We start from the raw sequence: 24948 nt of genomic DNA, 5'->3' as shown, positions 1-24948 counted from the left end.
TACAATGAAAAAAAAATATACCCCTACCGATAGGTTGATCACAAAGATCACAGGATGGATTTCAGTTTTAATCGTTGCCGCACTTGCTGTTTGGGGCGGTTTTACCCTAAAAAATTATTACAGATATGAGCAGACCAATGACGCTCAGATTCAGGAATATGTGAATCCGGTTATTTCAAGGGCTGGCGGTTTCATCGTGGCTGTAAAATTTGAGGAAAATCAGGAAGTTAAAAAAGGAGATACTCTTTTATTGATTGATAACCGTGAGTATGTTCTTCAGCAAAAACAAACTCAGGCAGCTCTTCAGAAAGCCCGTGCACAGCTAAAAGTTTTACAGAGTAATACGGGTACCACAGAGAAAGAAGCTGCAGCTGCACAGGCACAGGTAGATGCCAGTAAGGCAAAAGTCTGGAAACAACAGCTTGATTACAACCGTTATAAAAAGCTTTACGATGAAGAATCGGCTACAAAACAGAGACTTGAAGATGTGAAATCAACCCTGGATGTGAATGAAAGTGATTATCAATCGTCTAAGGATAATTATGCGGCTTCTGTATCTAAAATTAATGATATTCAGGCTGAAAAAACAGTGGTACAGGCTGAAATTGCAAGACTGGAAGCTTTATTAGACCGTCATAAATTAGATGTAAGCTATACCGCAGTAGTTGCTTCTTATGATGGAAGAATGGGAAGACGAACCGTTGAAGTAGGGCAGATGATTGATGCGGGAGAAACGCTGGCATTCATTGTTAATAATGAAACCGATAAATGGGTGGTTGCGAATTACAAGGAAACCCAAATCAAGGATATGAAAATTGGAGATCAGGTGAAAATTGTTGCAGACTCTTATCCTGACAAAGAATTTCAAGGAACTATTATTTCATTATCACCGGCTACAGGCTCCAGTTTTTCATTATTGCCGCCTGATAACTCCACGGGGAACTATGTGAAAATTGTGCAGCGTATTCCTGTGAGAATCAGAGTAGATGGGAAAAGAAGAGATATAGATATTCTCAAAATGGGAATGAATGTGAACGTGTATGCCCATAAAAAGCATTCCTAATGACTAAAAGACAAATGCCTTTTTTTAAAAGATGGGTGCCGGAATGGCTGGTGAAAATTATTCTTTTCTCTATGACTTTACCGGGAATTATCATCTTCTTCCTACCGCTGACCAATATTAATGCCGCAGCAGGATATTACGGAAGCGAACCTGCTGATATTCAGTTTTCAGTGGCATTATTCTATGCCGGATATGTTGGGTTTTACTGTCTGGAAAGAAGATTTTTTAGTTTTCTGGCGGCGAAGGAGTATTTTCTTTTATTTACCACTTTACAGATTATAGCTTGTCTTATATGTTACTTTACCCGCGAAGTTTACGTTCTTTTTCCTACACGTTTTATCCAGGGAATGTTGTTTGCGGGGAATGTCAACCTTTCATTAACTCTCATTTTTACGCGATTGAGCGGTGAAAGAGGGCGGGAAATCAGTTTTTCCGTATTTTTTGGAATTCTGATCTGTGCTTTACCCTTTAATAATCTGATTACAACAGACCTTATAGACTCTTATAATTTTAATATCGTTTATAAAACTGCCATCTTTTCATATCTGCCAGGTCTTATTTTTCTAACATTGGCCATGACGAATTACAGACCTAATGTGAGATTCCATTTGTATAAACTGGATTGGCAGAGCTTTGTGGTTTTCAGTATTATTTTGGTGTTGGTAGGATATATAACCATTTTCGGACAGGAATATTATTGGCTGGAAGATAGCCGGATTTTAGGAAGTATAATAGGCATCATTGTATTGGTAGGAATATCGATTTTCCGTCAGCGTTCGATTAAAAGACCTTATATAGACCTCCGGATTTTCAAATACAGAAATTTTAAAGTAGGATTGTTGATTCTCTTCGTCATGTACATTTGCCGTTTCGCATCAGGAATTACAAACAGCTTTTTTGCATCAGAACTGCATTTGGATCCGTTTTATATCTCTTATATTAATGTTTTTAATCTTTCTGGATTAATCGTTGGAGTTATCATTGCCTGTTGTATGGTTTTACAGAAAAAAAGAATACAATATATCTGGGGACCGGGCTTTTTGATGTTGCTTCTGTTTCATGCATTGATGTATTATTCCTTTGATGTACAGGCTGATGAATTCAATTATTATATACCATTATTTCTTCAAGGATTAGGGGTAGGATTAATTATGGTTCCAACGATTATTTTCATTATATCATCAGTTCCTGCTTCTATTGGCCCATCTGCTGCTGCAACAGCATTAGCGATCCGTTATTTTGGCTTCTGTGCCAGTATCGCATTGATCAATTTTTTTGAACTTTTCGAAAAAAGCCGTCACTACAATGCCTTTCAGGATCATGTAACGGCGGTTGATCCTTTTGTAAAAGACTTCCTTCATAAACAAACCTCTAAACTTACTGCGAAAGGTATGCTTGAGGACCATGCGGTAAAAGCTTCCAATAAATTATTGGTAGGAAGATTAAATGTTCAGAATCATGTACGTTTTGCTATGGATTATTACGAAATGATGGTCTGGCTGTTAGCAGGTGTTTTACTGTTGATTATTCTTTTTCCCTATCTGAACCGTACCGCACTTTATTTGAAATCCCGCAGGTTATCTCCTGCATAAATATTTAGTTTAAAAGTATAGCTTATTAGCTAATTTTATAGTGAGAGTGCTGAGACTGTCTTTTAAGGCAGTCTCTTTTTTTGTTCAGGAAGGTAAAAACATAAAATGGCCGAAATTGTCTGTTATTTGTCATTGCAGCCATGTATCATTCTCAGTACATTTGTAATATACAGATTGATACATGGAAAATACAGGAAAATATTCAGGAATAAAAAATATAGCAATTTTGGTCTTGCCCCAGGTCCAGTTGTTGGATGTTGCCGGTCCCTGCGATGTATTCACAGCTGCCAATTTCTTTTTGACGGATACCCAATATGGTTTGAAATATCAGGTCCATCTGATATCCGGCACTTCAGATAAAATAATTTATTCTGGTTCGGGAATTCCTTTAATCTGCAGTTATACCATTTATGATATAGATTTTCTGATAGATACTTTGTTGGTTGCGGGTACTGATTTGAGCACATTAGATGCCGTTAATCCTGAAATTTATGGTTATTTACAAAATATAATGGGAGAAGTAAGACGGTTAGGATCAGTATGTGTAGGTGCATTTATTTTAGCGAAAGCTGGGTTGCTGACGGGAAAACAAGTGACAACCCACTGGAAATATGCTGATATTCTACAGCGGACTTATCCTGATCTGAACGTCAATATCAATCCTTTTTTTATCTGTGATCAGGGAATATACACTTCAGGAGGCGTTTCTTCCGGAATAGATCTGGCACTAGCTTTATTGGAAGAAGATTTTGGAAAACCAATAGCTTCTGAGGTGGCAAAACATCTCGTTTTGCATTTAAAAAGACCTGGAGTGCAGTCTCAGTTTGGAAATGCTATTTCCGATTATGGAATATTGTCTCCGTTCACCAAGGAAATCATGGATTTGCTTAAAGATAAGCTCGGGCAGGTCATCAGTATAGAATTTATGGCAGAATCTGTACATATGAGTGTCCGTAATTTCTCCAGAGTATTTTTGAAAGAATCAGGAATGACTCCCGGTAAGTTTCTTGAAAAAATGAGACTGGATCAGGCTAAAAATATGTTGGAATATACAGAAATGAGTATCGATATGATTGCTGAAAAGTGTGGTTTTGGTACTGTAGTTTCTCTTCGGCGGTTATTTTTGAAATACCTCTTTATTTCTCCGTCACAATACCGGAAAACATCTAAAGGAACAATATAATTCTTTTACTTTTTTAATTTTTAAAGCTGATAATCAATGGTCAGCGAGGAAAACTATGCCCTTATTTAAACTATTAATTTTTTAGAATATTATATGAATCAACAAAAGAACAAGACAATGAATGTAGCATTTCTGATTTATGATCAGGTAGAAGCCCTTGATCTGAATGGTCCATTGGATGTATTTATTAAGGCGAATGTAATCGCTGAAGGAAGCTATAACTGTTATACTGTTGGAAAAACTAAAGACGCTGTATTTATGGAAGCAAATACGATGGCGATCATTCCAACATATACTATACAAACAGCTCTTCAACCGGATATGATTGTCATACCGGGTGCCAATCCGGACCGTGTGATGGAATATCTGCAGGATGATGGCTTTCAGAAAACGGTGATGCAATGGGTAAAAGATTTGTATCATCAGGGAACTACTGTTTTCACTGTCTGTACAGGGAGTATGCATTTATCTAAAACGGGCATTTTAGATCATCATGAAATTACGACCCATTCTATGTTGCTGGATACTTTAGAGCAACATAATCCGAAGAGTACGGTGAAAAGAAATGTACGTTTTGTAGATCAGGGCCAGTTGATTACTACAGCGGGAATAACAGCAGGAATAGACACGGCTTTATATTTGGTTGAAAAACATCATGGAAAAGAATTGGCAGATACTATTGTGTCGCTTTTTGAATATCAGCAGAAGGAGTTTAGGCACTAATGTTACAAATTATTAGGTATTTTATTATTTAAAAATGATTTGGATAATAATAGAATATAAACCTATCATGTAATGAAGATTAAAAATCTGCGTAATCTGTGAAATCTGCGTGAGATTTTAGATTAAGAAGTTTCGGCGGGCCTTTGGCCCGCCGAAACTGTTTTATAAAAAATAAGCCTTTACAGAACTCCGCTTTCCAATATAGAAAAAGTCTTATCTACACAATTAATTTCTGCCAATCTTCCATAAGGAATGGTAAAAGTAGGGCAGGTGTGGCCAAAATCCATTTGTGTAATGACGGGTAAATCATATAAGCCCTCTTCATCTAATACTTTTAATAATTCTATTTCATATTCTTCAGCATACAGATTGTCATAAGGTCTTCCGAAAATAATTCCTTTGGCATTTTTCAGAATTCCGGTTGCGGCATAATTCCGAAGCCAGTATCTGAAATAATCAGGGTGTGGTTTCCCTTCTGATGTTTCAAAAAACAGGATGCAGTTTTTCCAGACTTCGACATCTGGCCAATATTCGGTTCCTTTAAGCATTTCCAGTACTTCCATACAACCACCAATCAATGGTCCCTGAACGATAGAATTTCCTCTGATAAAACGCCAGCCTGATGGTGGGGTCAGTTTTCTTTTTATATCCTGTAAGGAAACATCAAACCAATCGAGGAATTCAGTAGTCCAGCCTTCTGGGTTCGGATGAATTTGTCCAATAATAGAAGGAGAGAACAGTGTTTGTCTGATATCATTGATTTGGTAATCATGCATCACTACATTTTCTGCAAAACCAACCAATAGGGAAGTGCCGTAAAATGAACTTAGACCTGCTTTGAGGCATATAAAATGGGTAATAGTACTGTCGGAAAACCCAAGAAATATTTTAGGATTATTTTTAATGATATCAAGATCAATGTATTTCAGCATCCGGATACTGTCATCTCCACCAATATTTGAGATAATGGCTTTTATGGCAGGATCTGAAAATGCTTCCATAAGGTCATTAGCTCTCGCTTCCGGATTTTTATAGATCCATTGTGCAGATTGTAGTGCATGTTTAGTTTCGGTAACTTCCAGATTAAAAACCTGATTCAGTCGTTTTTTACCTTTTGAATATCGGTGTGGCAGTTCGCCGGCAGCACCCCATGACATGGAAATGCTTGCCACTTTATCACCATCAACTAATCTTTTGGGAGTAATTAATTTCATAAATATTGACTTATAAAGCAGAAAGCTATGATTGATAAAGGTTTATTTTGTTGGAAAACTAAACCCATCATGAATCTATATGACCATTTTGTTCAAAAATAGAACATCTTTATAAGAAATCCAATGAACAGTAATAGAAAAGAGAATAAAGTGGATTTTATTAGGGGCTTAATCGATACAGATCCTAAGAGAAATTGCCTGCGATTTCAATAAGCAGTACCATATTGTATTTTTTTGAAAAAAAATAATTTTCATAATTAATTTATAAACAGATATTTGCCGATTAGGAGCGAAATTTTATGATAAAAAAGCGTTATAAATCTTGGATTTAAAAGAGATTTTTCTATCTTTGCAGTCCCTTAAACAAAGGGATTTACTTAAAAAAGTAAGTGGCCGACTCGGTAGCTCAGCTGGTAGAGCAATACACTTTTAATGTATGGGTCCTGGGTTCGAATCCCAGCCGGGTCACAAACAAAAAAACTTCTGTTTTAGTGGTTTTTATTTAAGAAAAATATTTACTTGAAAAAGTAAGTGGCCGACTCGGTAGCTCAGCTGGTAGAGCAATACACTTTTAATGTATGGGTCCTGGGTTCGAATCCCAGCCGGGTCACAAACAAAAGAACTACTGTTTTAGTAGTTTTTATTTAAGAAAAATATTTACTTGAAAAAGTAAGTGACCGACTCGGTAGCTCAGCTGGTAGAGCAATACACTTTTAATGTATGGGTCCTGGGTTCGAATCCCAGCCGGGTCACCAATACAAAGAACTACTGTTTCAGTAGTTCTTTTTTTGTTTGGTCAATTATTTTTGGTGAACATATACATTCTTACTCCCTCTTATTATTTGTTTTTATCTCTTTATATGTACCATCCTGAATACAGACAGATGCTTTGGAGCATATTTCAAGAGTTTAGAGTGCTATTTTCAATAAGAATTCCTATTCATTAATATCTACAATTAATACTAGTATATTTATATCCATAAAAATTACTAGAAGTCCATGAAAATAAGTTTGTGCTTAATTGTTAAAAATGAGGAAAAAGTTTTAAGCAGATGTTTGGAAAATGCAGTAAGATTTGCAGATGAAATTATTGTTGTAGATACGGGATCTACTGATAAAACTAAAGAAATTGCTGGAAAATTTACAGATAAAATTTTTGATTTTGAGTGGATTAATGATTTTTCGGCTGCACGTAATTTTGCATTCTCTAAAGCGGTTATGGACTATCAGATGTGGCTAGACGCAGATGATGTTATACCTGAAAAATCAGTTAAGGAAATTAATGAATTGAAGAAAAGACTGAATGGTGATGTTGAGATTGTTACTATGAAATACGTTTTGTCATTTGATCAAAATGGTCATCCAGCTTTTTATTCCACCCGTGAAAGATTATTCAAAAAAAACAAAAATTATCAATGGATTGACCCTGTTCACGAATGCATACCTTTAGTGGGCAATATACACTATACTGATATTGAAATTTGGCATAAAAAAGCAGAATTCGGAGTCATATCAACAAGAAATATTGATATATATAGAGCTTTAGAGCAGAGTGGAAAAGAGTTTTCTGCAAGACAGCTGTATTACTATGCAAGAGAATTGAAAGACCACAATGAAACAGCTAAAGCAATAACTTTTTTTGAAAAATTTTTAGCATCCGGAGCAGGCTGGATAGAAGATATGATTAGCTGTTGCCATCAATTAGCCATTGAATATAAAAATAATAACATCAAAGAAAAAGTTCTGCCCACTTTACTAAAAAGTTTTGAATATGATATTCCTAGACCGGAAATCTGTTGTGAATTAGACTATTATTATAAAGATAAGCAAGATTATCATCAGGCTTTTAAATGGTTTGATATGGCGACAAGATTACCAATATCTCATTCAGTAGGTTTTGTATTTTCTGATTACTTTGGATATATTCCTAATGTTGAAGCTTGTGTCTGTTTATCTTTTTTAGGAGAATATAAAAAAGCTAATGAATACAATGAAAAAGCAGCTCTTTCAAGACCAGACTGTCCTTCTGTAAGGCAAAATAGAGATTATTTAAAAGAACTTATATAGCTGTTTTAAGAACTAAAAATAAAATGTAGAAACTATAAATGATAGAATGAGTAAAGAATAGGCTATATCACTATTGGTATATTTATATTTTTAATCATATATTAATATAGTTGTCATAATATAGTTATATATTTGAATAATTAATAAACATATACATCAATGTGATATGAAAACTACATTTTTTACACTTTCATTATTTCTTATTAGCTTCTCTATTCAGATTTCTGCACAGGAAACTTTAAATACCAGTGGTAATAATATGTCTGGTGGTACGGGCAATGTCACAGCTACTGTTGGTCAAAACTTTTATGAAACAATATCTTCTCCTGCAGGAAGTATTGCCGCTGGTGTTCAGCAGTCTTATGAAATTGTGCCTACATTAGGAGTTGATATTACTGAAATCAATTTGAGTCTCAATATTTTCCCCAATCCGACAACAGATATTCTTAATTTGAAAGTAGGATTTAAAGATTACAATAAATATCGCTATGAGCTTTTTGATAGCAGTGGTAAATTACTGACAAGTCAGCCTATCACTCAACCACAAACTCAAATTACAATGACGTCTTATCCTGCTTCGGTTTATTTATTAAAAATATCAAGAGAGGGAAAAAATATCAAAATTTTTAAGGTTATAAAAAACAAATAAACTATAAAACTAATTACCTATGAAAAAGCTTTCCATTCTAGCAGCCTCTTTAGCTTCTGCTGTAATGTTCTCGCAAGTGCAGGATGCAATGAGCTACCAGGCTATTATTAGAAATTCAAGTAATCAATTGGTAAGTAACCAGAATGTAGGAATGAAGTTTTCTATATTGAAAGGCTCAACAACTGGAACTGTAGTATACTCAGAAACTCAAACTCAATCTACCAATATTAATGGTTTAGTAACTGTAAAAATTGGTGCAGGTACCTTGGTTAGTGGCTCGTATTCCACAATTAATTGGGGATCCGATATTTACTTTATAAAAATAGAAACAGATCCTAATGGGGCAAATAATTATACCATAACAGGAATATCTCAATTATTAAGTGTTCCTTATGCTTTATATGCGAAAACTTCAGGAAGTTCTATTCCTGGCCCTCAAGGTATTCAGGGAGTTACCGGTCCAACAGGACCTGTAGGTGCTCAAGGATTAATAGGTGCTACTGGTGCCACAGGTGCTCAGGGAATACAAGGTATTCAGGGAGTTACCGGCCCAACGGGTCCTGTAGGTGCTCAAGGATTAATAGGTGCTACTGGTGCCACAGGTGCTCAGGGGATACAAGGTATTCAGGGAGTTACCGGCCCAACGGGTCCTGTAGGTGCTCAGGGATTAATAGGTGCTACTGGTGCCACAGGTACTCAGGGGATACAAGGTATTCAGGGAATTACGGGTCCAGCAGGAGCTGTAGGAGCCCAGGGATTAATTGGAGTTACCGGCCCAACAGGACCTGTAGGTGCTCAGGGATTAATAGGTGCTACTGGTGCTACAGGTACTCAGGGGATACAAGGTATTCAGGGAATTACGGGTCCAACAGGAGCTGTAGGAGCCCAGGGATTAATAGGAGTTACTGGGGCTGGTTTTTCTAATGGAACAGCCGGCGGACAAATTATTTTGACTAATTCAGCTGCACCTTTTGCACCGGGAACTCCTGTAAATATGAGTGGGGACGCCACAATAAATACTTCCGGAGTATTAACTATTGGAGCTAATAAAATAACTACAACTAAGATTGCAGATGCCTCTGTTACAGTCGCCAAGATATCTACAACTTCAGGTACTGCAAGTTCTTCGACTTATCTTAGAGGTGATGGAACCTGGGCTGCACCAAGTAGTGGCGGGGCACAACTGTTAACAGGAACTGCGACTGCAACAATGCCGGCTGCGGGTAATGCTGGGTCATTTACAATTACAGTCAATGGAGCTGCGGTAGGAGATGCTGTTATTGTAACCCCAACAGGTAATATTCCAGCAGGAGATTATCCGCCAATCTTTACCCCTAAAGTAACTTCTGCAAATACCATAACAGTTTATGTATATGACGCCGGCTCTGCTGGGGGTTCTTCTTTTTCTTTCAAAGCTACAGTGATTAAATAATGTGATATTAAATCTTTTATCAATAATAAAGAACTATTGTTTCAGTAGTTCTTTATTGTTTTATTCCAATCTTGTAGTCCCGTATATTTGTATAACATTATAAATTGAACGCGGATATGAAATTCATTCATCAGATCGATCCATCGAAATTTACCTTTTTTGAATTCCAAAACTGCCCGGATACCTATATGGAGAGTTCTCAACGGACCCATCTTTTTGAAATGATGTGGTTTAGAAATGATCGCAATTCGATAAATAATGGTCACTGTATATATCTTATTCCTCTATATCGTTCTGAAAAAATAAATTTTGAAGGAAAGAAGGGATGTGTGATTGCTTTCAAAAGGGACTATCTGGAAGAAGACAATAAAGAATTTGCACTGGATGTTTTCAATCTTTTCAATATACATGGGCAGTATACCAGCCTTCATTTGGATGAGGATGTTGTAGAAATACTTCAGTACCTCAGTATATTGATTGAAAAAGAATACCAGAATTCAATGGGTAGTTATTTGGTTTTAAAATCCTTACTGAAAGTCTTTCTCCTGAATTTAATCCGTGCCAGTCAACACTATTTTTTAAACCAGGATATCCATCAGAAAAGAGTTTATCAGTTCATTATGCTGATGGATGAACATTACAAAATTGAACGGAAGGCAGAATTTTACGCTTCAAAAATAGGGGTGAGCGAAAAAAGAATCAACCAGATTCTAAAGGAAAAAATGAATAAGACCCTTACTCAACTACTGCATGAACGAGTAGTTGTAGAGGCAGATAGGATGTTGATTTCCGGAGAGCTCACAATAAAAGAAATTGCATTTGATCTTCATTTTGATGATCCGGCTTATTTTTCCCGATTTTATAAAAAACAAACAGGACAAACTCCTGAGGAATTCAAGAAACGTAATGCCTGTCTGTAAAAGCAGTTAGATTTTCATCTTTTTAAATTCATTTTATACTTTATACTTTATACTTTATACATGAGATAGGTAATCTTATGACAAAACATTTCCAAATTGTACAGATCGATTAGAAAATAGTACAATAACCTGAGAATCTTACTGAGTTAAATTTGTACAACAATCAAAGGGTTAAGAAGTGCATGGTGAAAGAATCAAAATAATTTCAACCTGCTTCCCGGCTGTTCGATTGAAAGTTCAGATAATGTAATTAAAATATCAAGTATGAAACCAACAAAGGAAACTGAAGAATTAATGTTCAGGGATATTAATACACTTTTATCTCCTAAACCCATAGCCCTTGAAGCTGGGATCAGGAGACTCGAGAACGGAATGCTCCATATTGCAATGAGAAATGTTCTGCATAACTGCAAAGGAAAAATGCTGGATTGGTGGTTCAAGTATTTTGAAACAACAGCAGATCTTAAACTATGGCATCCTCATGACCATGTGGAACATGGCGGTTGGGACAGTAAATGGATCAAAAATGAAAATTATATTGGGGCTACCATACATGCTACAGAATCTTTGGGGGATATTCCACCTGTACCTGCGACGATAAAATTCCACGATCCGGCAGAGATTTTTGATGCTGATATTTTAAAGCAAGCCTATGCTGATAAAGCAGTGAGTGCGGTGGTTTATGCTAGAATAGGTTTTGGTAAAGATACTCTTATAAATACCAATGGTGATCCTATTGATGGTTATATGTTCCATGTAGTCAGAGATACGGGACAAGGATGTACATTGAGAAGTCATTTTTATCTTGGAGCATTAATAGCAGACAGTGAAAACCCGTTATCGGATGAAGTAGGATTCGGACTGATGGAACATTGCTATAGTGAATTTACCTATCTTGCTCAGGTTCTTCCTTCTCTTTATTACGCTGAAAATAAAAATGGAGACAAAGCCCCGCTTCTTTGGTAATCATGGTAAAAACATGTTCCTAATATGTTAAAACAGTAAAATTATTAAAATGCGACATGAAAAATTTTCATGTCGCATTTTATTGATAAACATTTATTTATCAGTCTCTTGTATGGTAGGCTTTATTTAAGACAGTACAAACAGTATTGGTCCTTCTAATGGAGAATAGCGAAATTTTAGATAAAAAAGCTTTAGAAGACTTGGATTCAAAGGATATTTTTCTATCTTTGCAGTCCCTTAAATAAAGGGATTTACTTGAAAAAGTAAGGGGCCGACTCGGTAGCTCAGCTGGTAGAGCAATACACTTTTAATGTATGGGTCCTGGGTTCGAATCCCAGCCGGGTCACCAATAAAAAGAACTACATTTTTGTAGTTCTTTTTTGTTTTATACAATGTATTTCATGACAATAATATGAGAAGTGTTCGTATCATTTTTATCATTAATTTCTTTAAACCCATTCTTTTTGTATAGCTGGTAAGCAGAGTGATTTTTAGGAGCGACTTCTAAGGCTATTTCAGTGATGGTAAATTTCTTTTTGGCTTCCTGAATAACTGATTGTACTAAGCCGGAACCTATGCTTTTTCCCTGAAACCCCTTTTTTACATACATCTGGTAGATATTTCCGGAATTGTCTTCATTTTTAACAAAAGTACAAAGGCCAATAAGGGTATGATCTGCAAAAGCTCCAAAGACAAACTTTTCAGGAGTTTGATTTTCAATATCAATTTCCATTCTGAGTTTCTTTGTATTCAGCGCTTCCTGATAACTGGTTTCAAAAGAGTCGGGGAACTGTTCTAGGCTTTCCAGCCGGATGTTTCGGTATAGGGTGCTCTCATGGGATAAAAGTTTTCGATATATTATATTCATGATTAATTTTTTGGATGATAAAGGTAGAGTTAATTTTCTTTAACTGCATAAATTGATTAGAGTGAGATTATATTGGTTTTAAATAAAAATGGAATAAAATTCATCATTTAAGTGGAATTAAAGTGTAAAATATTTCGTTTTAACCTGTCTTATAGTAAGAAATAAATCGGTATTATTTTTCACCTTAGGATCTGTAGGAGATTATGATTTTATATGAAAATTGATGATATAAATTATGTATATTTATAAAATGGATTGGTAAAAATATCAATTTGAAGATCGTTTTATGAATCCATTAAGTGATGGGTAAATATGGGAATTGAAGTGGGCAGAAAGAGAGAAATTAAAAATCGATCGTTATTAAAAAAAATAAAACATATACAATAATCTTACGAAAGATGATGATTTGTGTTATAAGCATAAGTCTGCTGTTGTATATGGTTTCCTGTAGTACAGATCCGCAGGATAAAGAGAAGGAAGCCTTTGATGTGGCTTTGATCAATAAAAGTTCAGATCTGCAGCTTTCTGGAGAATATGAAGCACTTATTGAACTCAATATTGAATATTTGAAAAAGGCCACCAAAATGGGGTATAAAGAAGGAATAGGCCTTTGTTACCTTAATATGGCAGAGGTAAATGTATCTGCAGGAAACTATGAAAATGCACTGTTTTTTTTTAATAAAGCGAAAAAAGACCTGGAAAATTCCCCCAATAGTTTCCATAAAGCTGCATTTTATGATGATTATAGCCAATATTATTCTCATCTTAAATTATATGATAAAGCTATAGCATGTAATAACAAAGCATTCTTATACCTGAAAGAAGCAAAGGATTCTGAGCTTAAAAAAAAGCTTTTTTCCAGACTATTCATCAATAAAGGGATTCAATATGCATGGAAAGGCTGGTATGGAACATCACTGAAATCTTTTCTGAAAGGGAATGAATTAGAAAACTCAGCATATAGCAACTGTATGGTAGCTCAGTATTATCTGTTCAGACATCAGCCGGATTCTGCGGGAGTTTATATTATAAGGTCAGAAGAAAAAATGTTCAGTCAAAAAACAAGCGATGCAGAATCTCTCTGGGTATACTATACCATGGGATATTATTATAATGAAATTAATAATAATGACCAGGCAGAAAAAGCGCTTAAAAAAGCACTGGAAATTAATATAAAAACACGACGTACTTATTCTTCGCATATCAATAATGTGTACAAATCTCTCGCAGAACTTTATAAAAAGAAAGATGATGGCGGTAAAGCTTATTATTACCTTAAAAAGTATATGGAAGAGGAGGGACGTCTGGATGTAGCCCGATTAAATACCATGAATAAAGCAACAGAAAGCTTCATCTCGGAAATGAAGCCAGAAACCGACTGGCATAGAAGTGATTTACCTTTAGCCATTGCCTTATCCATCACGATACTTACAGTCTCAGGAATATTTGTTCAGAAAACTATTCAGTCACAGAAATTAAAAAAGAAAGCTTTAAAGGAAGAAACCGAGGAATTGAAAAACCATGTTAAAATAAAAATGCTGGAAGATGTTAATGAGCTTGCCAGAAGAAATGATTCCTCATTTCTGATGAAGTTTAAAGAACTGTATCCGGATTTTATAAACACCCTTTTAAAGATCAATCCAGATCTTGAGAATTCTGAACTGTCATTTTGTGCCATGCTGAAACTTCATTTTTCATCTAAAGAAATTGCAGATTATACCTTTGTTCAACACAGATCTGTTCAACAAAAAAAATACAGGATTAGGAAAAGACTGAATATTCCGGGAGAAGAGGATATTTATGATTTTTTCGATAAAATAGGTAATTAAAGAATCATGATGAGTTTATATTGAAAGATGATTTAAAGAAAATGTAATATTGTAAATTCGGGAAGCTCCGTTTTAAATCTTACTTTATACAAAAATTCAGTTAAAGGGAAAAAGCATTATGATACGCGCTCTTCTTTTTATGTTTTTGCTTCTTTTCATTTCCTGTAGCCCTGATTCCAGTAAATATGAAAAGAGTTTTGATATTCCCCTGATGAAGCAGAATGAAGAATTTCGGCTTGCGGGTGAATATGACTCCTTGGTTAACCTCAATAAAAAATACTACAAAAAAGCACAGGAAATAGGATATGAAGACGGTAAGGCGTTATGTTATATTAACTTAGCCAGAGTTAATATGTCGCTGGAGAATTACCGGAAATCCAATATTCTTTTTAATAGTGCTAAAGAAATTTTGAAAGACTCAGACAATCCTTTACACAAGGCTATGTTTTATAATATTTATAGCAGATTCAATGCAGAACTGAGAAGAGTAGATAAAGCATTTGAGTACAATAATGAGGCATTAAGTAATATTGAAAAAAGCAAAAAGTCTGAATTAAAAAAGACGGTTCTTTATTATATTTATCTACAGCAGGGAGACTATTATATACAAAAAAAGAAGCCTAAAGAAGCTTTGGAATATTTTCATAAAGCAAGAATGCTGGATAACACCGGAATTGCAGATTGTGTAATAAGTGATTATGTTTACAATCATAAGAATAAAGACTCGGCTTATAAGTACATAACAAGAGCTTATCATACCATGAGTATGAACAAAAAAGATGATGCTATAGCGCTTAATATTCACACGGTTATGGGTGAGTATTATGTTGCTTATGGTGAATATGATAAGGCAGAAAAAGAATTTTTGAAGGCTTTGGAAATCGATAAGAAGACCCGGCGCATTTTTGCACAGTATACCAAATATATTTACAATGATCTTAGGTCTTTATATGCATCTACAGGAGATCAAGAAAAAGCTTATTTTTATCTGAAAGCCTATACAGAGGCTAAAAATAAGACCAATACAGCTTTGCTAGCTAGCATTAACCACGATATGAAATCTTTTATTTCAGAGGACAAAAATGATACTGAAAATCATAGAAGTAAGATGCAGTGGGTTGTTTTTCTGTCTTTTGCCGGACTCTCGTTGTTGGCTATGTATGCATGGAGAATCATCAATACATTAAGAAAAAGAAAAGCGGATCTGAAATCAGAGGCTGAAAATCTGAAGATCAGGATTAATGATAACAGACAGGAGGAAATTATGGAGATGGCCAAGAGGAATGATCCTGAGTTTCTTTCTTGTTTTAAAGAAGTTTATCCGGGATATATAGATCAGCTTTTAGCTATTAATCCCAACCTTGAAAACTCAGAATTGATTTTTTGTGCTATGTTGAAACTGCATTTCAGTTCTAAAGAAATTGCGAATTATACCCTTGTTCAGCATAGAACTATTCAGCAGAAGAAATACAGAATCCGAAAAAAAATGAATATCCCTACAGAAACAGATATTTATGTTTTCTTTGATAATATCAAATGATCGCTAAATGTTCCCTTATTTATAAGGTATTTCAGTAGTAAGAAAGTATTTATCCTGACCTTGAAGATTTTGAGGTGGAGTTCTATGTTCTGTTTAAGCTATTTCTTACGAGGTAATTATATTTTTATTCAGTGTCCTACAATTTGGCGAAAAATATAAAATCCGGAAAAGATTCAATATTATCATCAGTACTTAATACTTACCTTTTTTGATCATGTTAATGCATAAAAAACTGCCTGATTCATCATATCAGACAGTATTCGAAATATTTTTTTTCGCCACTCAGGTTTCTTTGTGGTCTCTTGATTCAAATTTGAATAAATTTCGTTAAATAATAAAAAATAGGTCTACTACATGAATACTACAGTTAATTATTTTGAATTTAATGCGTTGATAATTAATGTTTTGTATTTTATCGCTAATATTTGTGAATTTGAATACCATCAGCAACATGTAGTCTTATATAGACCCTATATTGAGAGTATTTAAGAAATGTTTTATATGTATTTTTTACACTTTTTTTCTGCATATTCTGATTTTAAGCAATAGACTTCTTTTTTCTGGGTGTATTTAATTTATTGATTTTTAATATTTTGTTTTGGTGATGTATTTGTGTAGTAGGTTAATTTTTTACTTTTTTAGATTTAAAATATAGATTTGTAGGTAAGTTAGATAAGAGATTATTTCATCTCAATTGATGAGGGAAGAACGTGAATAACATTTACAGTGTAGAGGTACAAATTTTTTATAAAATTCTTAAATCATTTCTTTACTCTGTGAACATGACAATCATAATGAATACTAAAAAATAAACACCAATATATGAATCCAAAAAACACAGATGAATCTCCGAAATCAGGATCTTAAGGAGAGAGAAAATATTTATTTTTTAGAGGGAAAAATGGCTGTTTCAAATGAAGCAGCCTTTTTCATTACTATAAATGAAATAATAGAATCAAGAAGCAGGAATATGTCCGTTAAAGAACTCCAACATGGTTGCTAATGATGTTTCAGAATGCATCCGCTCTCCGTTTTCAAGAGATTCCTTTGTTGCAGCGGCAGCTCGGTTACGCATATTGGTTTCATAATGGAAAATAGCTTCCTGCAAAGTAGTATAGTGGTGATCTGTTAGATGTTCACTCAGTTCCAGAGCATCAAGCATTGCCATGTTGGCGCCTTCTCCTGCAAAGGGAGGCATAACATGAGCGGCATCACCCATTAAGGTTATATTGGATTTTGTTTCCCAAGACTGATCCAAAGGCATGAAGTAAATAGGACGGGGAATGAAAGGAACAGTAGCTTTTTCAAATAGTTCATACCATATTGCATTCCATTCCGGATATTCTGTCTTAAACCATTGAAGAACCGCAGTATTATCGGAGAGATTCAGCCCGGTAATAGCTGCCCAGTTTTCATCAGCTTTAAAGCTTGCGTAAAAACCGAGATCACCGTTCCCTTTCTGACCCATCAATATATTTTTGGAGTTCCCAAAAGCCATTATTTTTCCACCGTTAATCAATGCATTGATGCGAGGGGCATGCTCTTTCGAAATAATTCCTTCCAGCATAATCACTCCTGAATAAACAGGTTTGTTATTGGTGAGATAAGGCCGGATTTTGGAATGAGCTCCGTCCGCTGCAATCACCAGATCAGCATAGGCAGAGGTTCCGTTTTTAAAATGAAGCAGCCACCCTTCATTTTTAGGTTCCATTGATATAAAATGACTGTCCCATACTACGGTGTTCGGCTGAAGAGATTCCAGCAGCATATTTCTCAATGGACCACGGTCTATTTCGGGACGGAAATGCTCAGCTCCGAAATCCTCTTCCGGCTTGGTATCATGATCACTGAAAAGGATTTCTGCCTGTTCATTCACAATAAGCATTTTATCGGCACCCGGACGGTATGTGTTTTTAAATTCTTCTAACAGCTCAGCTTTACGTAAGGCCGCCAACCCCGAATCTTCGTGCATATCAAGTGGCGAACCCTGTACACGGGCTTCTTTATTAAAATCTCTTTCATATACTTTTACATTGGCATTTTTCAGCTGTAAAAGTCTGGCCAGTGTAAGTCCTGCAGGACCACCACCAACGATAGCTATTGATATATTGTCTATCAGCATTGTATTTGAATTTTACAGGACAAAATTACAGTCCTTTCAGCACGGATAATAGTATAAATCGGTCGTTTTTATTTTTTGATAATTCTTTCGGAGCCACACCTGAAAATTTTTTGACTTCTTTAATAAAATGATTTTGATCCGCATAATTAAGTTCCGGAAATAATTGACCTTGTGCAATATGTTCCAAAGAAGCTCTGAAACGTAAAATCGTAGAATAGGCCTTTAGGGATAATCCCAGTTGTTTCGTAAAATAACGATTGATCTGTCTGCTGCTCCAACCCACTTTTTCAGAAAGTTCATTCACACTCATTTCGCCTTTTGATGTATAGATCAGCTCAAAAAGTTTATGTTTTCTCTCGTCCGTTTTTTGAGGAATCAGCTCCTGTATTTTTTGTATGGCTTTGGTGCAGCAAAGTTCAAAATCCTGTAAGTCATCAGCTTTAAAGCCCCAGAAATCATTAGGAAGTTCTTTTGCTGTATTTAATACGTCAGCAATGGTTGTATTTAAAATATATTCCACAGCGATAGGTCTAAAACTCACTACAAAAGCCTGGGTATGTGGCTGGATCTGTCTTTGTTCAGGATAAGTTTCCAATCCGATGAGAGCAACGTGAAAGGGCTCTGAAGGCGATTGCATAAAAAATAAATCAACCCTTCCATCCGGAATGATAACGACTTCTTTTGCTTCATCCGACTGGTTATGGAATGTTCCCAGATTTTCTACAAAATCTACGATGCTTAGATCTGGCTCAATGAAATGAAACTGGAAATCATTATCCATATCTTGATTTTTAATGAATTAAATTACAAAAATAGTCCTAATCTCTGATAAACTATTTGAAGAATAGTTTTTTTAATGTTGAAAAGAAGAGTTATTATAAAAGTATATTGTATTGATAAGAGTTGGTAGTTGTTTTATCAATATTATTTTATTAGATATATGTGTTTTTTAATTAAAATTTAAAATTTTCTTTAAGAAATAACCTGTTAAAATCTTATTTTTATATATATGAAATAAAACAGGAATGTCCCTCTTATTCCCGTTTTAGCCAATTACATCAATATGAAAAAAAGCTGCTATATCCTTTTTATTCTGGTTATACTGTTGTCTTGTAGTAAAAAGAAACTCCAGAAAACCCCGGAGATACAAAGTTATCAGGTATTGACTTTAACCCCTGGAGAAGTTACTGTTTATAATGATTTTCCAACATCTATACAGGGACAGAATGTCGTGGAGATCAAACCTATGGTGTCCGGATATCTTCAGGATATTTATGTTCCGGAAGGAGCTTCCGTCACCAAGGGGCAATTATTGTTTCGAATTAAAAACCCTCAGTATGAGCAGGATATTATTACTGCAAAGGCTGCTATAAAAATTGCTGAAGCCAATGTGAATGCTGCAAGGATGAACGTAGAAAAGGCCAAACCTCTGGTACAGCAGGAAATTGTAAGTAAGTATGAACTGAGTTCGGCACAGTATACTCTGCAATCCCAAGAAGCTGGGCTCTCGCAGGCAAAGGCTACTCTTGCCAATGCTCAAACCAATCAGGGATATACCTACATCAGAAGTCCCCAAAGTGGAACAATTGGTCTGATTCCTTATAAAATTGGAGCTTTGGTAAGCAGTACTACAGCAGATCCACTGACCACACTTTCCAACACCTCAAACATATTTGCTTATTTTTCATTAAGTGAAAAGCAGCTGCTGAGTTTTATGAATAGCATGAAAGGCAGTACCACAGCAGAAAAGCTCAATAATATGCCGCTTATTACCTTAGTGTTGGCAGATGGAACGATATATCCGGAAAAAGGAAAGATGGAAACAGCCAGTGGCGGAATCGATAGCAGTACCGGAACCGCTACTTTTAAAGTGATATTTAATAATAAACTGGGAATTATTCAGAATGGAGCGAGTGCTACGATCAGGATACCTGTTAATTTGGATAATGCTTTATTGATTCCACAGACTGCAGTGTATCAGATGCAGGATAAATCTTTTGTTTATAAAGTAATGAGTGGGAATAGGGTCATGAGTGAAGCTGTAACTACTTCACCTACAGATGATGGTAATTTTGTTGTGATTAACAGTGGGGTAAAAGCAGGAGATAAGCTTGTTCTTAACGGGCTTAATATCAGTGATAGTACAGTAATTAAACCTACACCTGCCAATGCCGCTGAAATCTACCGTACTATGAAACTCAAATCAAACTGATTGCCATGCTGAAATTATTTATACGAAGACCGGTACTCAGTACGGTGATTTCTGTAATCATCGTTGTATTAGGGGTTTTAGGGATCAGTGGTTTACCGGTAGCTCAATATCCCAATATTGCACCTCCTACCATCCAGGTTTCGGCATCTTACCCCGGAGCCAATACTACTACACTTATTAATAGTGTGGTTTTTCCACTTGAACAGCAGATTAATGGGGTAGAGGGAATGACCTATATGACTTCTTCTGCCAGTAACACAGGTTCTGCCAGCATCAGCGTTTATTTTGCGGTAGGGGTGGATCCTAACCAGGCTGCGGTGGATGTGCAGAACAGGATCAGTACCATTCTTTCCAAATTGCCTCAGGCAGTAACACAGGCTGGAGTTACGGTTAGAAAACAACAGAGCAGTAATGTGTTGATATTAGGGCTGTTCAGTGAAAGGGCACAATACGATCAGAAATTTCTGCAGAATTATGCGGCAATTAACCTCGTTCCCCAATTACAGAGAGCCAATAGTGTAGCAGGAGCCAATGTTTTTGGTGGAGCCATGACGTATGCTATGCGGATCTGGTTACAGCCGGATAAGATGGCCGCTTACGGATTGGTTCCTTCTGATGTAACAACTGCCTTGAATGCTCAGAACTTTAATGCTGCACCGGGTAAGATAGGAGACAACCTGGCGCAGGCATTTCAATATGATATTACCTATTCAGGGACTTTGTCTTCTTTAGAACAGTTTCAGAATGTTATCGTTAAATCTATAGGAAACGGACAGTATCTTTATCTGAAAGATATTGCACGTATTGATTTGGGTACACAAACTTATACCAGTGCTACTGCCATTAATGGTAAACCTGCTGTTGCTATTGCTATCAGCCAGACTCCGGGCTCCAATGCACAGGAGGTTATTATAGGGGCTCAGAAGGTAATGGCAGATGCCGCTAAGAGTTTTCCGTCAGGAATCAAAACAATAGAACTTGTAAATATTAATAATTTCCTTAGTGAAAGTATTTCCAAGGTACTGCATACGCTGGTAGAATGTTTTTTATTGGTATTTCTTGTGATTCTTATTTTTTTACAGGATGTACGCTCTACAATTATCCATGGTGTATCGGTTCCGGTATCTATTATAGGAACATTCTTTTTTCTGTATTTATTCGGATATAGTCTTAATCTACTTACTCTGTTTGCCCTTGTTTTGGCAATTGGGATTGTGGTGGACGATGCTGTGGTAGTTGTAGAAGCGGTTCATAGTAAACTTGAGCATGGCTATACTTCTCCACGTAAAGCGGCAATTGATGCTATGGGAGAAATTGCTCCGGCTATTGTTTCCATTACCTTGGTGATGGCATCCGTATTTTTACCAGTAACTTTCCTTGGAGGATCGGCAGGGGTTTTCTATAAACAATTTGGAATTACCCTGGCAGTAGCGATTATGATTTCAGCCGTAAATGCACTTACTTTAAGTCCTGCTTTGGCGGCTATGTTTCTTCGTCCACCCAAACACAATGAAAAAGAAGAAAAGAAAAGCTTCCTACAAAAAGCTAAGACTGGTTTTAATTCAAATTATGATAAGCTGATCAATAAGTACATGAAAGCGGTCGGTTTTCTGATCAGAAGAAAATGGCTGACTATTGGACTCGTGATATGTTTTGGAGGTCTTTTTTACTTTACGATTAAAAGTGTCGCTTCCAGTTTTGTTCCTTCGGAGGATATGGGAACTGTGTTTGTGAATGTTACCCTTCCGGCAGCTGCTACTAAAGAACGAGTGCAGGGAATTAATAGTCAGATAGACCGTATTGCTCATACCATTCCTCAGATCCAGGCATCGATGACTACTTTAGGACAAAATCAGCTGGGCGGAAGCGGTAGTTCTTATGGAATGCTGATTCTAAGGCTTACACCCTGGAGTGAACGTCCTGGAGTTACGGATAAAGATGTCATACAGCAGTTGACTGAGAAAACAAAACATATACAGGGAGCTTCCATCAATTTTATGCAGCAGCCTACGATAAGTGGTTTTGGAACAAGTGGTGGATTTACTTTCCAGATTGAAGACCGTGGTGGACATAGCATCAATGATTTTTTTGGAGTGGCTCAAAAATTTCTGGCAGAACTTAATAAAAGAAGTGAAATTCAATATGCTGCTACAGCATTTAATCCGAATTTTCCGCAGTATGAAGTGGATGTGAATGTAGCCAAATGTGAAGATAATGGAATACAGCCATCAGACATTCTGAATCTTATGAATGTATACTACGGAAGTTCCTATATCAGCAATTTCACCGAATTCGGGCAACAGTATCAGATCATTCTTCAGGCGGATAATCCTTATAGAGGAACCGTTGAACAGATGAACAATATCAAAATAAGAACGAAAAGCGGAACGATGAGCCCTATTTCTGAGTACATCACCATGAAAAAAGTATATGGACCTTCTTCTGTATCAAGGTTTAATATGTATAATGCCATTTCCGTGAGTGGTTCACCCAATAACGGCTACAGCACTGGGCAGGCTATGGAAGCCATCAATCAGGTGGCTGAGCAAAGTCTCCCTCCGGGGTATAGTTTTGAATACAGTGGAATTAGTAAGGAAGAGCAAAGTTCAGGATCACAGGCCGTTGTTATATTTCTGTTAAGCCTTTGCTTTGTTTACCTTCTTTTAAGTGCGCTATATGAAAGTTATATTCTGCCGTTGGCTGTTATTCTTTCTTTACCTGTAGGATTAAGCGGAATTTTTGTATTTGCCAAATTATTTGGAATTGATAATAATATTTATGTGCAGATCAGTATGATTATGTTGATCGGGCTTTTGGCTAAAAATGCCATTTTAATGGTAGAACTTTCACTGGAAAAAAGACATGAAGGAATGAGTTTGTTTGATAGTGCGCTGGCAGGAGCAAAAATAAGAATCCGGCCTATTTTAATGACTTCACTGGCTTTTATTTTTGGATTAATGCCTTTGATGTTTTCAACAGGAGTGGGAGCCAATGGAAACAAGTCCATAGGAATAGGTTCCATTGGCGGAATGCTGTTCGGAACCTTGTTGGGAATATTTGTAATTCCCGGATTGTATGTGATTTTCCAGGGATTGCAGGAGAAAGCAGGAACGAATAAGTATGATGAAAACGATGAGCTGATTGTTGAAAATAAAAATAATCTATCGTAAAGTATGATACATTGGTCAAAACAATATAACCTTTTTGTGCAGGCTGCATTTTTATCAGTGACGCTTTTTAGTTGTGATGTTACTAAGCCATATGCTAACAATCAGGTTGTTCCGGATGGTCTATACGGAGATGCAGTAACAGATTCCAGCAACAATATGGCAACACTGTCATGGAAAGAAATTTTTAAAGATCCTTTGTTGCAAGAGCTTATTGCTGAGGGGATTTCTAATAATCTGGATCTGAAAACAGCAGCTGCTAATCTTAAAGCGGCAGAAGCGAATTTTGTACAAAGTAAACAGGCATTTTTGCCATCTTTGTCAGGGAATGCTTCTGCCGGAGCTTATGATCCGGCCAGTGCTCAGGCTTCTGCTTCCCAGGTGTATCAGCTATATGCGCTTTCATCCTGGCAGGTAGATGTTTGGGGTAAGTTGAGAAGTACAAAAAGATCTATGTATGCTGCTTATCTTGGCAGTGAAGCTTACCGGCAGGCAGTGCAGACACAGCTTGTAGCTAACATAGCAGCCACATATTATCAGTTGCTGGCTTATGATGAACAGTTGAACATTGTACAACAGTCTCTGGAGGTATATTCCAAAGACACGGAAACAATGAAGATTCTGAAAAACAGTAATGTAGTAACAGGAGCGGCTGTAGTACAAAGTGCAGCTAATTATTATGCGGTAAAATCTACAGTACCTGATATTAAAAATAATATTCGTCAGGCAGAAAATACACTTTGTTTACTACTGGGAAGAACACCCGGACCTATAAAGAGAGATTCATTGTTTAGTGAACAGGTTTATAGTGAACTCTCAATTGGAGTTCCTGCTCAATTATTGGCTAACAGACCTGATGTGAAGGAGGCTGAGCTGCAGTTGAGAAGCAATTTCGAACAGGTTAATGTGGCAAGAACAGCTTTTTATCCTGCATTGACCATAACAGGACAGTCCGGGTTATATGCGACACAGCTAAAATCATTTTTCAATGCCGGTGCTTTCTTTGCCAATATTGTAGGTGGATTAACTCAGCCTATTTTTAATAACGGACTGAATAAACAGAAATTAAAAGTTGCTCAGGCTAATTATGAAGCTTCAGAATACAATTACAGGAAAGTGTTATTAACAGCAGGGCAGGAAGTTTCGAATGCTCTTTATCAGTATCAGATGGTGGATGAAAAAGCAATCTCCAGAAAGGAGCAGATTGCCAACCTTGAAAAGGCAGTATATTTTACAAAAGAATTATTGAAATATACAAGTGCAACCAATTATACAGATGTTCTTACTTCAGAGCAAAGCCTTTTAAGTGCAAGACAAAATGCTGTTACAGATAAGTTGCAACAGCTTCAGGCAGTGGTTAATCTTTACGCAGCTTTAGGCGGAGGCTGGAAATAATTGGAC

The 24948-nt window shown here is 36.1% G+C and carries 18 protein-coding genes and 4 tRNA genes; 18 read left to right on the top strand and 4 right to left on the bottom strand.

Going from position 1 to position 24948, the window contains the following annotated elements:
• Positions 1-4: 4 nt before the first annotated feature.
• The 4 genes from NBX25_RS20040 (at position 5) to NBX25_RS20025 (ending at position 4561) form a co-directional block, all read left to right on the top strand.
• Entirely contained in the window at positions 5-1063 is a 1059-nt protein-coding gene (locus tag NBX25_RS20040) for an HlyD family secretion protein (RefSeq protein WP_250255165.1), read from the top strand.
• Positions 1063-2655 (top strand): efflux MFS transporter permease, encoded by a 1593-nt coding sequence (locus NBX25_RS20035; protein ID WP_250255164.1) that lies wholly within the window; start codon positions 1063-1065, stop codon positions 2653-2655. Before NBX25_RS20040 ends, NBX25_RS20035 begins: the two co-directional genes overlap by 1 nt.
• A 181-nt stretch (positions 2656-2836) precedes the next feature.
• Positions 2837-3838 (top strand): GlxA family transcriptional regulator, encoded by a 1002-nt coding sequence (locus NBX25_RS20030; RefSeq protein WP_250255163.1) that lies wholly within the window; start codon positions 2837-2839, stop codon positions 3836-3838.
• A 117-nt stretch (positions 3839-3955) separates the two neighbouring features.
• Positions 3956-4561 (top strand): DJ-1/PfpI family protein, encoded by a 606-nt coding sequence (locus NBX25_RS20025; protein ID WP_250255162.1) that lies wholly within the window; start codon positions 3956-3958, stop codon positions 4559-4561.
• Between the two features lie 179 nt (positions 4562-4740).
• On the opposite strand, the gene NBX25_RS20020 is transcribed toward NBX25_RS20025, so the two are convergent.
• Positions 4741-5775, bottom strand: a complete 1035-nt coding sequence (locus NBX25_RS20020) for a S66 family peptidase (RefSeq protein WP_250255161.1) — start codon at positions 5773-5775, stop codon at positions 4741-4743.
• A 395-nt stretch (positions 5776-6170) separates the two neighbouring features.
• Between NBX25_RS20020 and NBX25_RS20015 the strand changes: the two genes are divergently transcribed.
• The 9 genes from NBX25_RS20015 to NBX25_RS19975 all read left to right on the top strand — a co-directional run bounded on the left by NBX25_RS20015 (position 6171) and on the right by NBX25_RS19975 (position 12158).
• Positions 6171-6243: transfer RNA gene (locus tag NBX25_RS20015), tRNA-Lys, on the top strand.
• Between the two features lie 69 nt (positions 6244-6312).
• A tRNA-Lys gene (locus NBX25_RS20010) sits at positions 6313-6385 on the top strand.
• Between the two features lie 69 nt (positions 6386-6454).
• Positions 6455-6530: transfer RNA gene (locus tag NBX25_RS20005), tRNA-Lys, on the top strand.
• Positions 6531-6774: 244 nt separating this feature from the next.
• A complete protein-coding gene (locus tag NBX25_RS20000; protein WP_250255160.1) occupies positions 6775-7842 on the top strand; it encodes a glycosyltransferase family 2 protein in 1068 nt (355 codons plus the stop codon).
• Between the two features lie 166 nt (positions 7843-8008).
• Positions 8009-8491, top strand: coding sequence for a T9SS type A sorting domain-containing protein (locus NBX25_RS19995; protein WP_250255159.1), 483 nt, complete (start codon positions 8009-8011; stop codon positions 8489-8491).
• A gap of 19 nt (positions 8492-8510) precedes the next feature.
• Positions 8511-9923 carry a DUF8740 domain-containing protein gene (locus NBX25_RS24740; RefSeq protein WP_284346242.1) on the top strand — a complete coding sequence of 471 codons (1413 nt, stop codon included), beginning with the start codon at positions 8511-8513 and terminating at the stop codon, positions 9921-9923.
• 116 nt (positions 9924-10039) lie between these two features.
• On the top strand, positions 10040-10843 hold the full coding sequence (locus NBX25_RS19985; RefSeq protein ID WP_250255158.1) for a helix-turn-helix domain-containing protein: 804 nt from the start codon (positions 10040-10042) through the stop codon (positions 10841-10843).
• A gap of 264 nt (positions 10844-11107) precedes the next feature.
• Positions 11108-11809, top strand: a complete 702-nt coding sequence (locus tag NBX25_RS19980) for a DAPG hydrolase family protein (RefSeq protein WP_250255157.1) — start codon at positions 11108-11110, stop codon at positions 11807-11809.
• 273 nt (positions 11810-12082) lie between these two features.
• Positions 12083-12158 (top strand) — tRNA-Lys (locus tag NBX25_RS19975).
• Positions 12159-12194: 36 nt separating this feature from the next.
• Here the strand turns inward: NBX25_RS19975 and NBX25_RS19970 are convergent.
• A complete protein-coding gene (locus tag NBX25_RS19970) occupies positions 12195-12677 on the bottom strand; it encodes a GNAT family N-acetyltransferase (RefSeq protein ID WP_123908084.1) in 483 nt (160 codons plus the stop codon).
• A gap of 398 nt (positions 12678-13075) precedes the next feature.
• Between NBX25_RS19970 and NBX25_RS19965 the strand changes: the two genes are divergently transcribed.
• Positions 13076-14506 (top strand): tetratricopeptide repeat protein, encoded by a 1431-nt coding sequence (locus tag NBX25_RS19965; RefSeq protein WP_123908083.1) that lies wholly within the window; start codon positions 13076-13078, stop codon positions 14504-14506.
• 118 nt (positions 14507-14624) lie between these two features.
• Positions 14625-16046 (top strand): tetratricopeptide repeat protein, encoded by a 1422-nt coding sequence (locus tag NBX25_RS19960; RefSeq protein WP_250255156.1) that lies wholly within the window; start codon positions 14625-14627, stop codon positions 16044-16046.
• A gap of 955 nt (positions 16047-17001) precedes the next feature.
• Here the strand turns inward: NBX25_RS19960 and NBX25_RS19955 are convergent.
• Positions 17002-18168: an FAD-dependent oxidoreductase gene (locus NBX25_RS19955; protein WP_250255155.1), complete on the bottom strand. Its 1167-nt coding sequence runs from the start codon at positions 18166-18168 to the stop codon at positions 17002-17004.
• A gap of 25 nt (positions 18169-18193) precedes the next feature.
• The gene (locus tag NBX25_RS19950) at positions 18194-18949 is read right to left on the bottom strand and encodes a helix-turn-helix domain-containing protein (protein WP_250255154.1); all 756 of its coding nucleotides are present in this window, start codon (positions 18947-18949) and stop codon (positions 18194-18196) included.
• Between the two features lie 282 nt (positions 18950-19231).
• Between NBX25_RS19950 and NBX25_RS19945 the strand changes: the two genes are divergently transcribed.
• Genes NBX25_RS19945 through NBX25_RS19935 form a run of 3 tightly spaced genes read left to right on the top strand, consistent with a single transcriptional unit; the run spans position 19232 to position 24942 of the window.
• Positions 19232-20380: an efflux RND transporter periplasmic adaptor subunit gene (locus NBX25_RS19945; RefSeq protein ID WP_250255153.1), complete on the top strand. Its 1149-nt coding sequence runs from the start codon at positions 19232-19234 to the stop codon at positions 20378-20380.
• A gap of 5 nt (positions 20381-20385) precedes the next feature.
• The gene (locus NBX25_RS19940) at positions 20386-23550 is read left to right on the top strand and encodes an efflux RND transporter permease subunit (RefSeq protein WP_250255152.1); all 3165 of its coding nucleotides are present in this window, start codon (positions 20386-20388) and stop codon (positions 23548-23550) included.
• Between the two features lie 3 nt (positions 23551-23553).
• Entirely contained in the window at positions 23554-24942 is a 1389-nt protein-coding gene (locus NBX25_RS19935) for a TolC family protein (protein ID WP_250255151.1), read from the top strand.
• Positions 24943-24948: the final 6 nt, after the last annotated feature.

This window comes from Chryseobacterium sp. Marseille-Q3244 (assembly GCF_940807095.1).
Taxonomy (GTDB): Bacteria; Bacteroidota; Bacteroidia; order Flavobacteriales; family Weeksellaceae; genus Chryseobacterium.
Note: the sequence above shows the minus strand (reverse complement) of the source record. Positions and strands in the feature narration are given on the sequence as shown.

Coding starts and splice junctions, on each gene's coding strand:
- NBX25_RS19965 (WP_123908083.1), top strand. CDS start 13,076: ATGATGATTTGTGTTATAAGCATAAGTCTGCTGTTGTATATGGTTTCC.
- NBX25_RS20025 (WP_250255162.1), top strand. CDS start 3,956: ATGAATGTAGCATTTCTGATTTATGATCAGGTAGAAGCCCTTGATCTG.
- NBX25_RS19950 (WP_250255154.1), bottom strand. CDS start 18,949: ATGGATAATGATTTCCAGTTTCATTTCATTGAGCCAGATCTAAGCATC.
- NBX25_RS19970 (WP_123908084.1), bottom strand. CDS start 12,677: ATGAATATAATATATCGAAAACTTTTATCCCATGAGAGCACCCTATAC.
- NBX25_RS20020 (WP_250255161.1), bottom strand. CDS start 5,775: ATGAAATTAATTACTCCCAAAAGATTAGTTGATGGTGATAAAGTGGCA.
- NBX25_RS20030 (WP_250255163.1), top strand. CDS start 2,837: ATGGAAAATACAGGAAAATATTCAGGAATAAAAAATATAGCAATTTTG.
- NBX25_RS20000 (WP_250255160.1), top strand. CDS start 6,775: ATGAAAATAAGTTTGTGCTTAATTGTTAAAAATGAGGAAAAAGTTTTA.
- NBX25_RS20035 (WP_250255164.1), top strand. CDS start 1,063: ATGACTAAAAGACAAATGCCTTTTTTTAAAAGATGGGTGCCGGAATGG.
- NBX25_RS19945 (WP_250255153.1), top strand. CDS start 19,232: ATGAAAAAAAGCTGCTATATCCTTTTTATTCTGGTTATACTGTTGTCT.
- NBX25_RS24740 (WP_284346242.1), top strand. CDS start 8,511: ATGAAAAAGCTTTCCATTCTAGCAGCCTCTTTAGCTTCTGCTGTAATG.
- NBX25_RS19960 (WP_250255156.1), top strand. CDS start 14,625: ATGATACGCGCTCTTCTTTTTATGTTTTTGCTTCTTTTCATTTCCTGT.
- NBX25_RS19980 (WP_250255157.1), top strand. CDS start 11,108: ATGAAACCAACAAAGGAAACTGAAGAATTAATGTTCAGGGATATTAAT.
- NBX25_RS19935 (WP_250255151.1), top strand. CDS start 23,554: ATGATACATTGGTCAAAACAATATAACCTTTTTGTGCAGGCTGCATTT.
- NBX25_RS19985 (WP_250255158.1), top strand. CDS start 10,040: ATGAAATTCATTCATCAGATCGATCCATCGAAATTTACCTTTTTTGAA.
- NBX25_RS19995 (WP_250255159.1), top strand. CDS start 8,009: ATGAAAACTACATTTTTTACACTTTCATTATTTCTTATTAGCTTCTCT.
- NBX25_RS20040 (WP_250255165.1), top strand. CDS start 5: ATGAAAAAAAAATATACCCCTACCGATAGGTTGATCACAAAGATCACA.
- NBX25_RS19955 (WP_250255155.1), bottom strand. CDS start 18,168: ATGCTGATAGACAATATATCAATAGCTATCGTTGGTGGTGGTCCTGCA.
- NBX25_RS19940 (WP_250255152.1), top strand. CDS start 20,386: ATGCTGAAATTATTTATACGAAGACCGGTACTCAGTACGGTGATTTCT.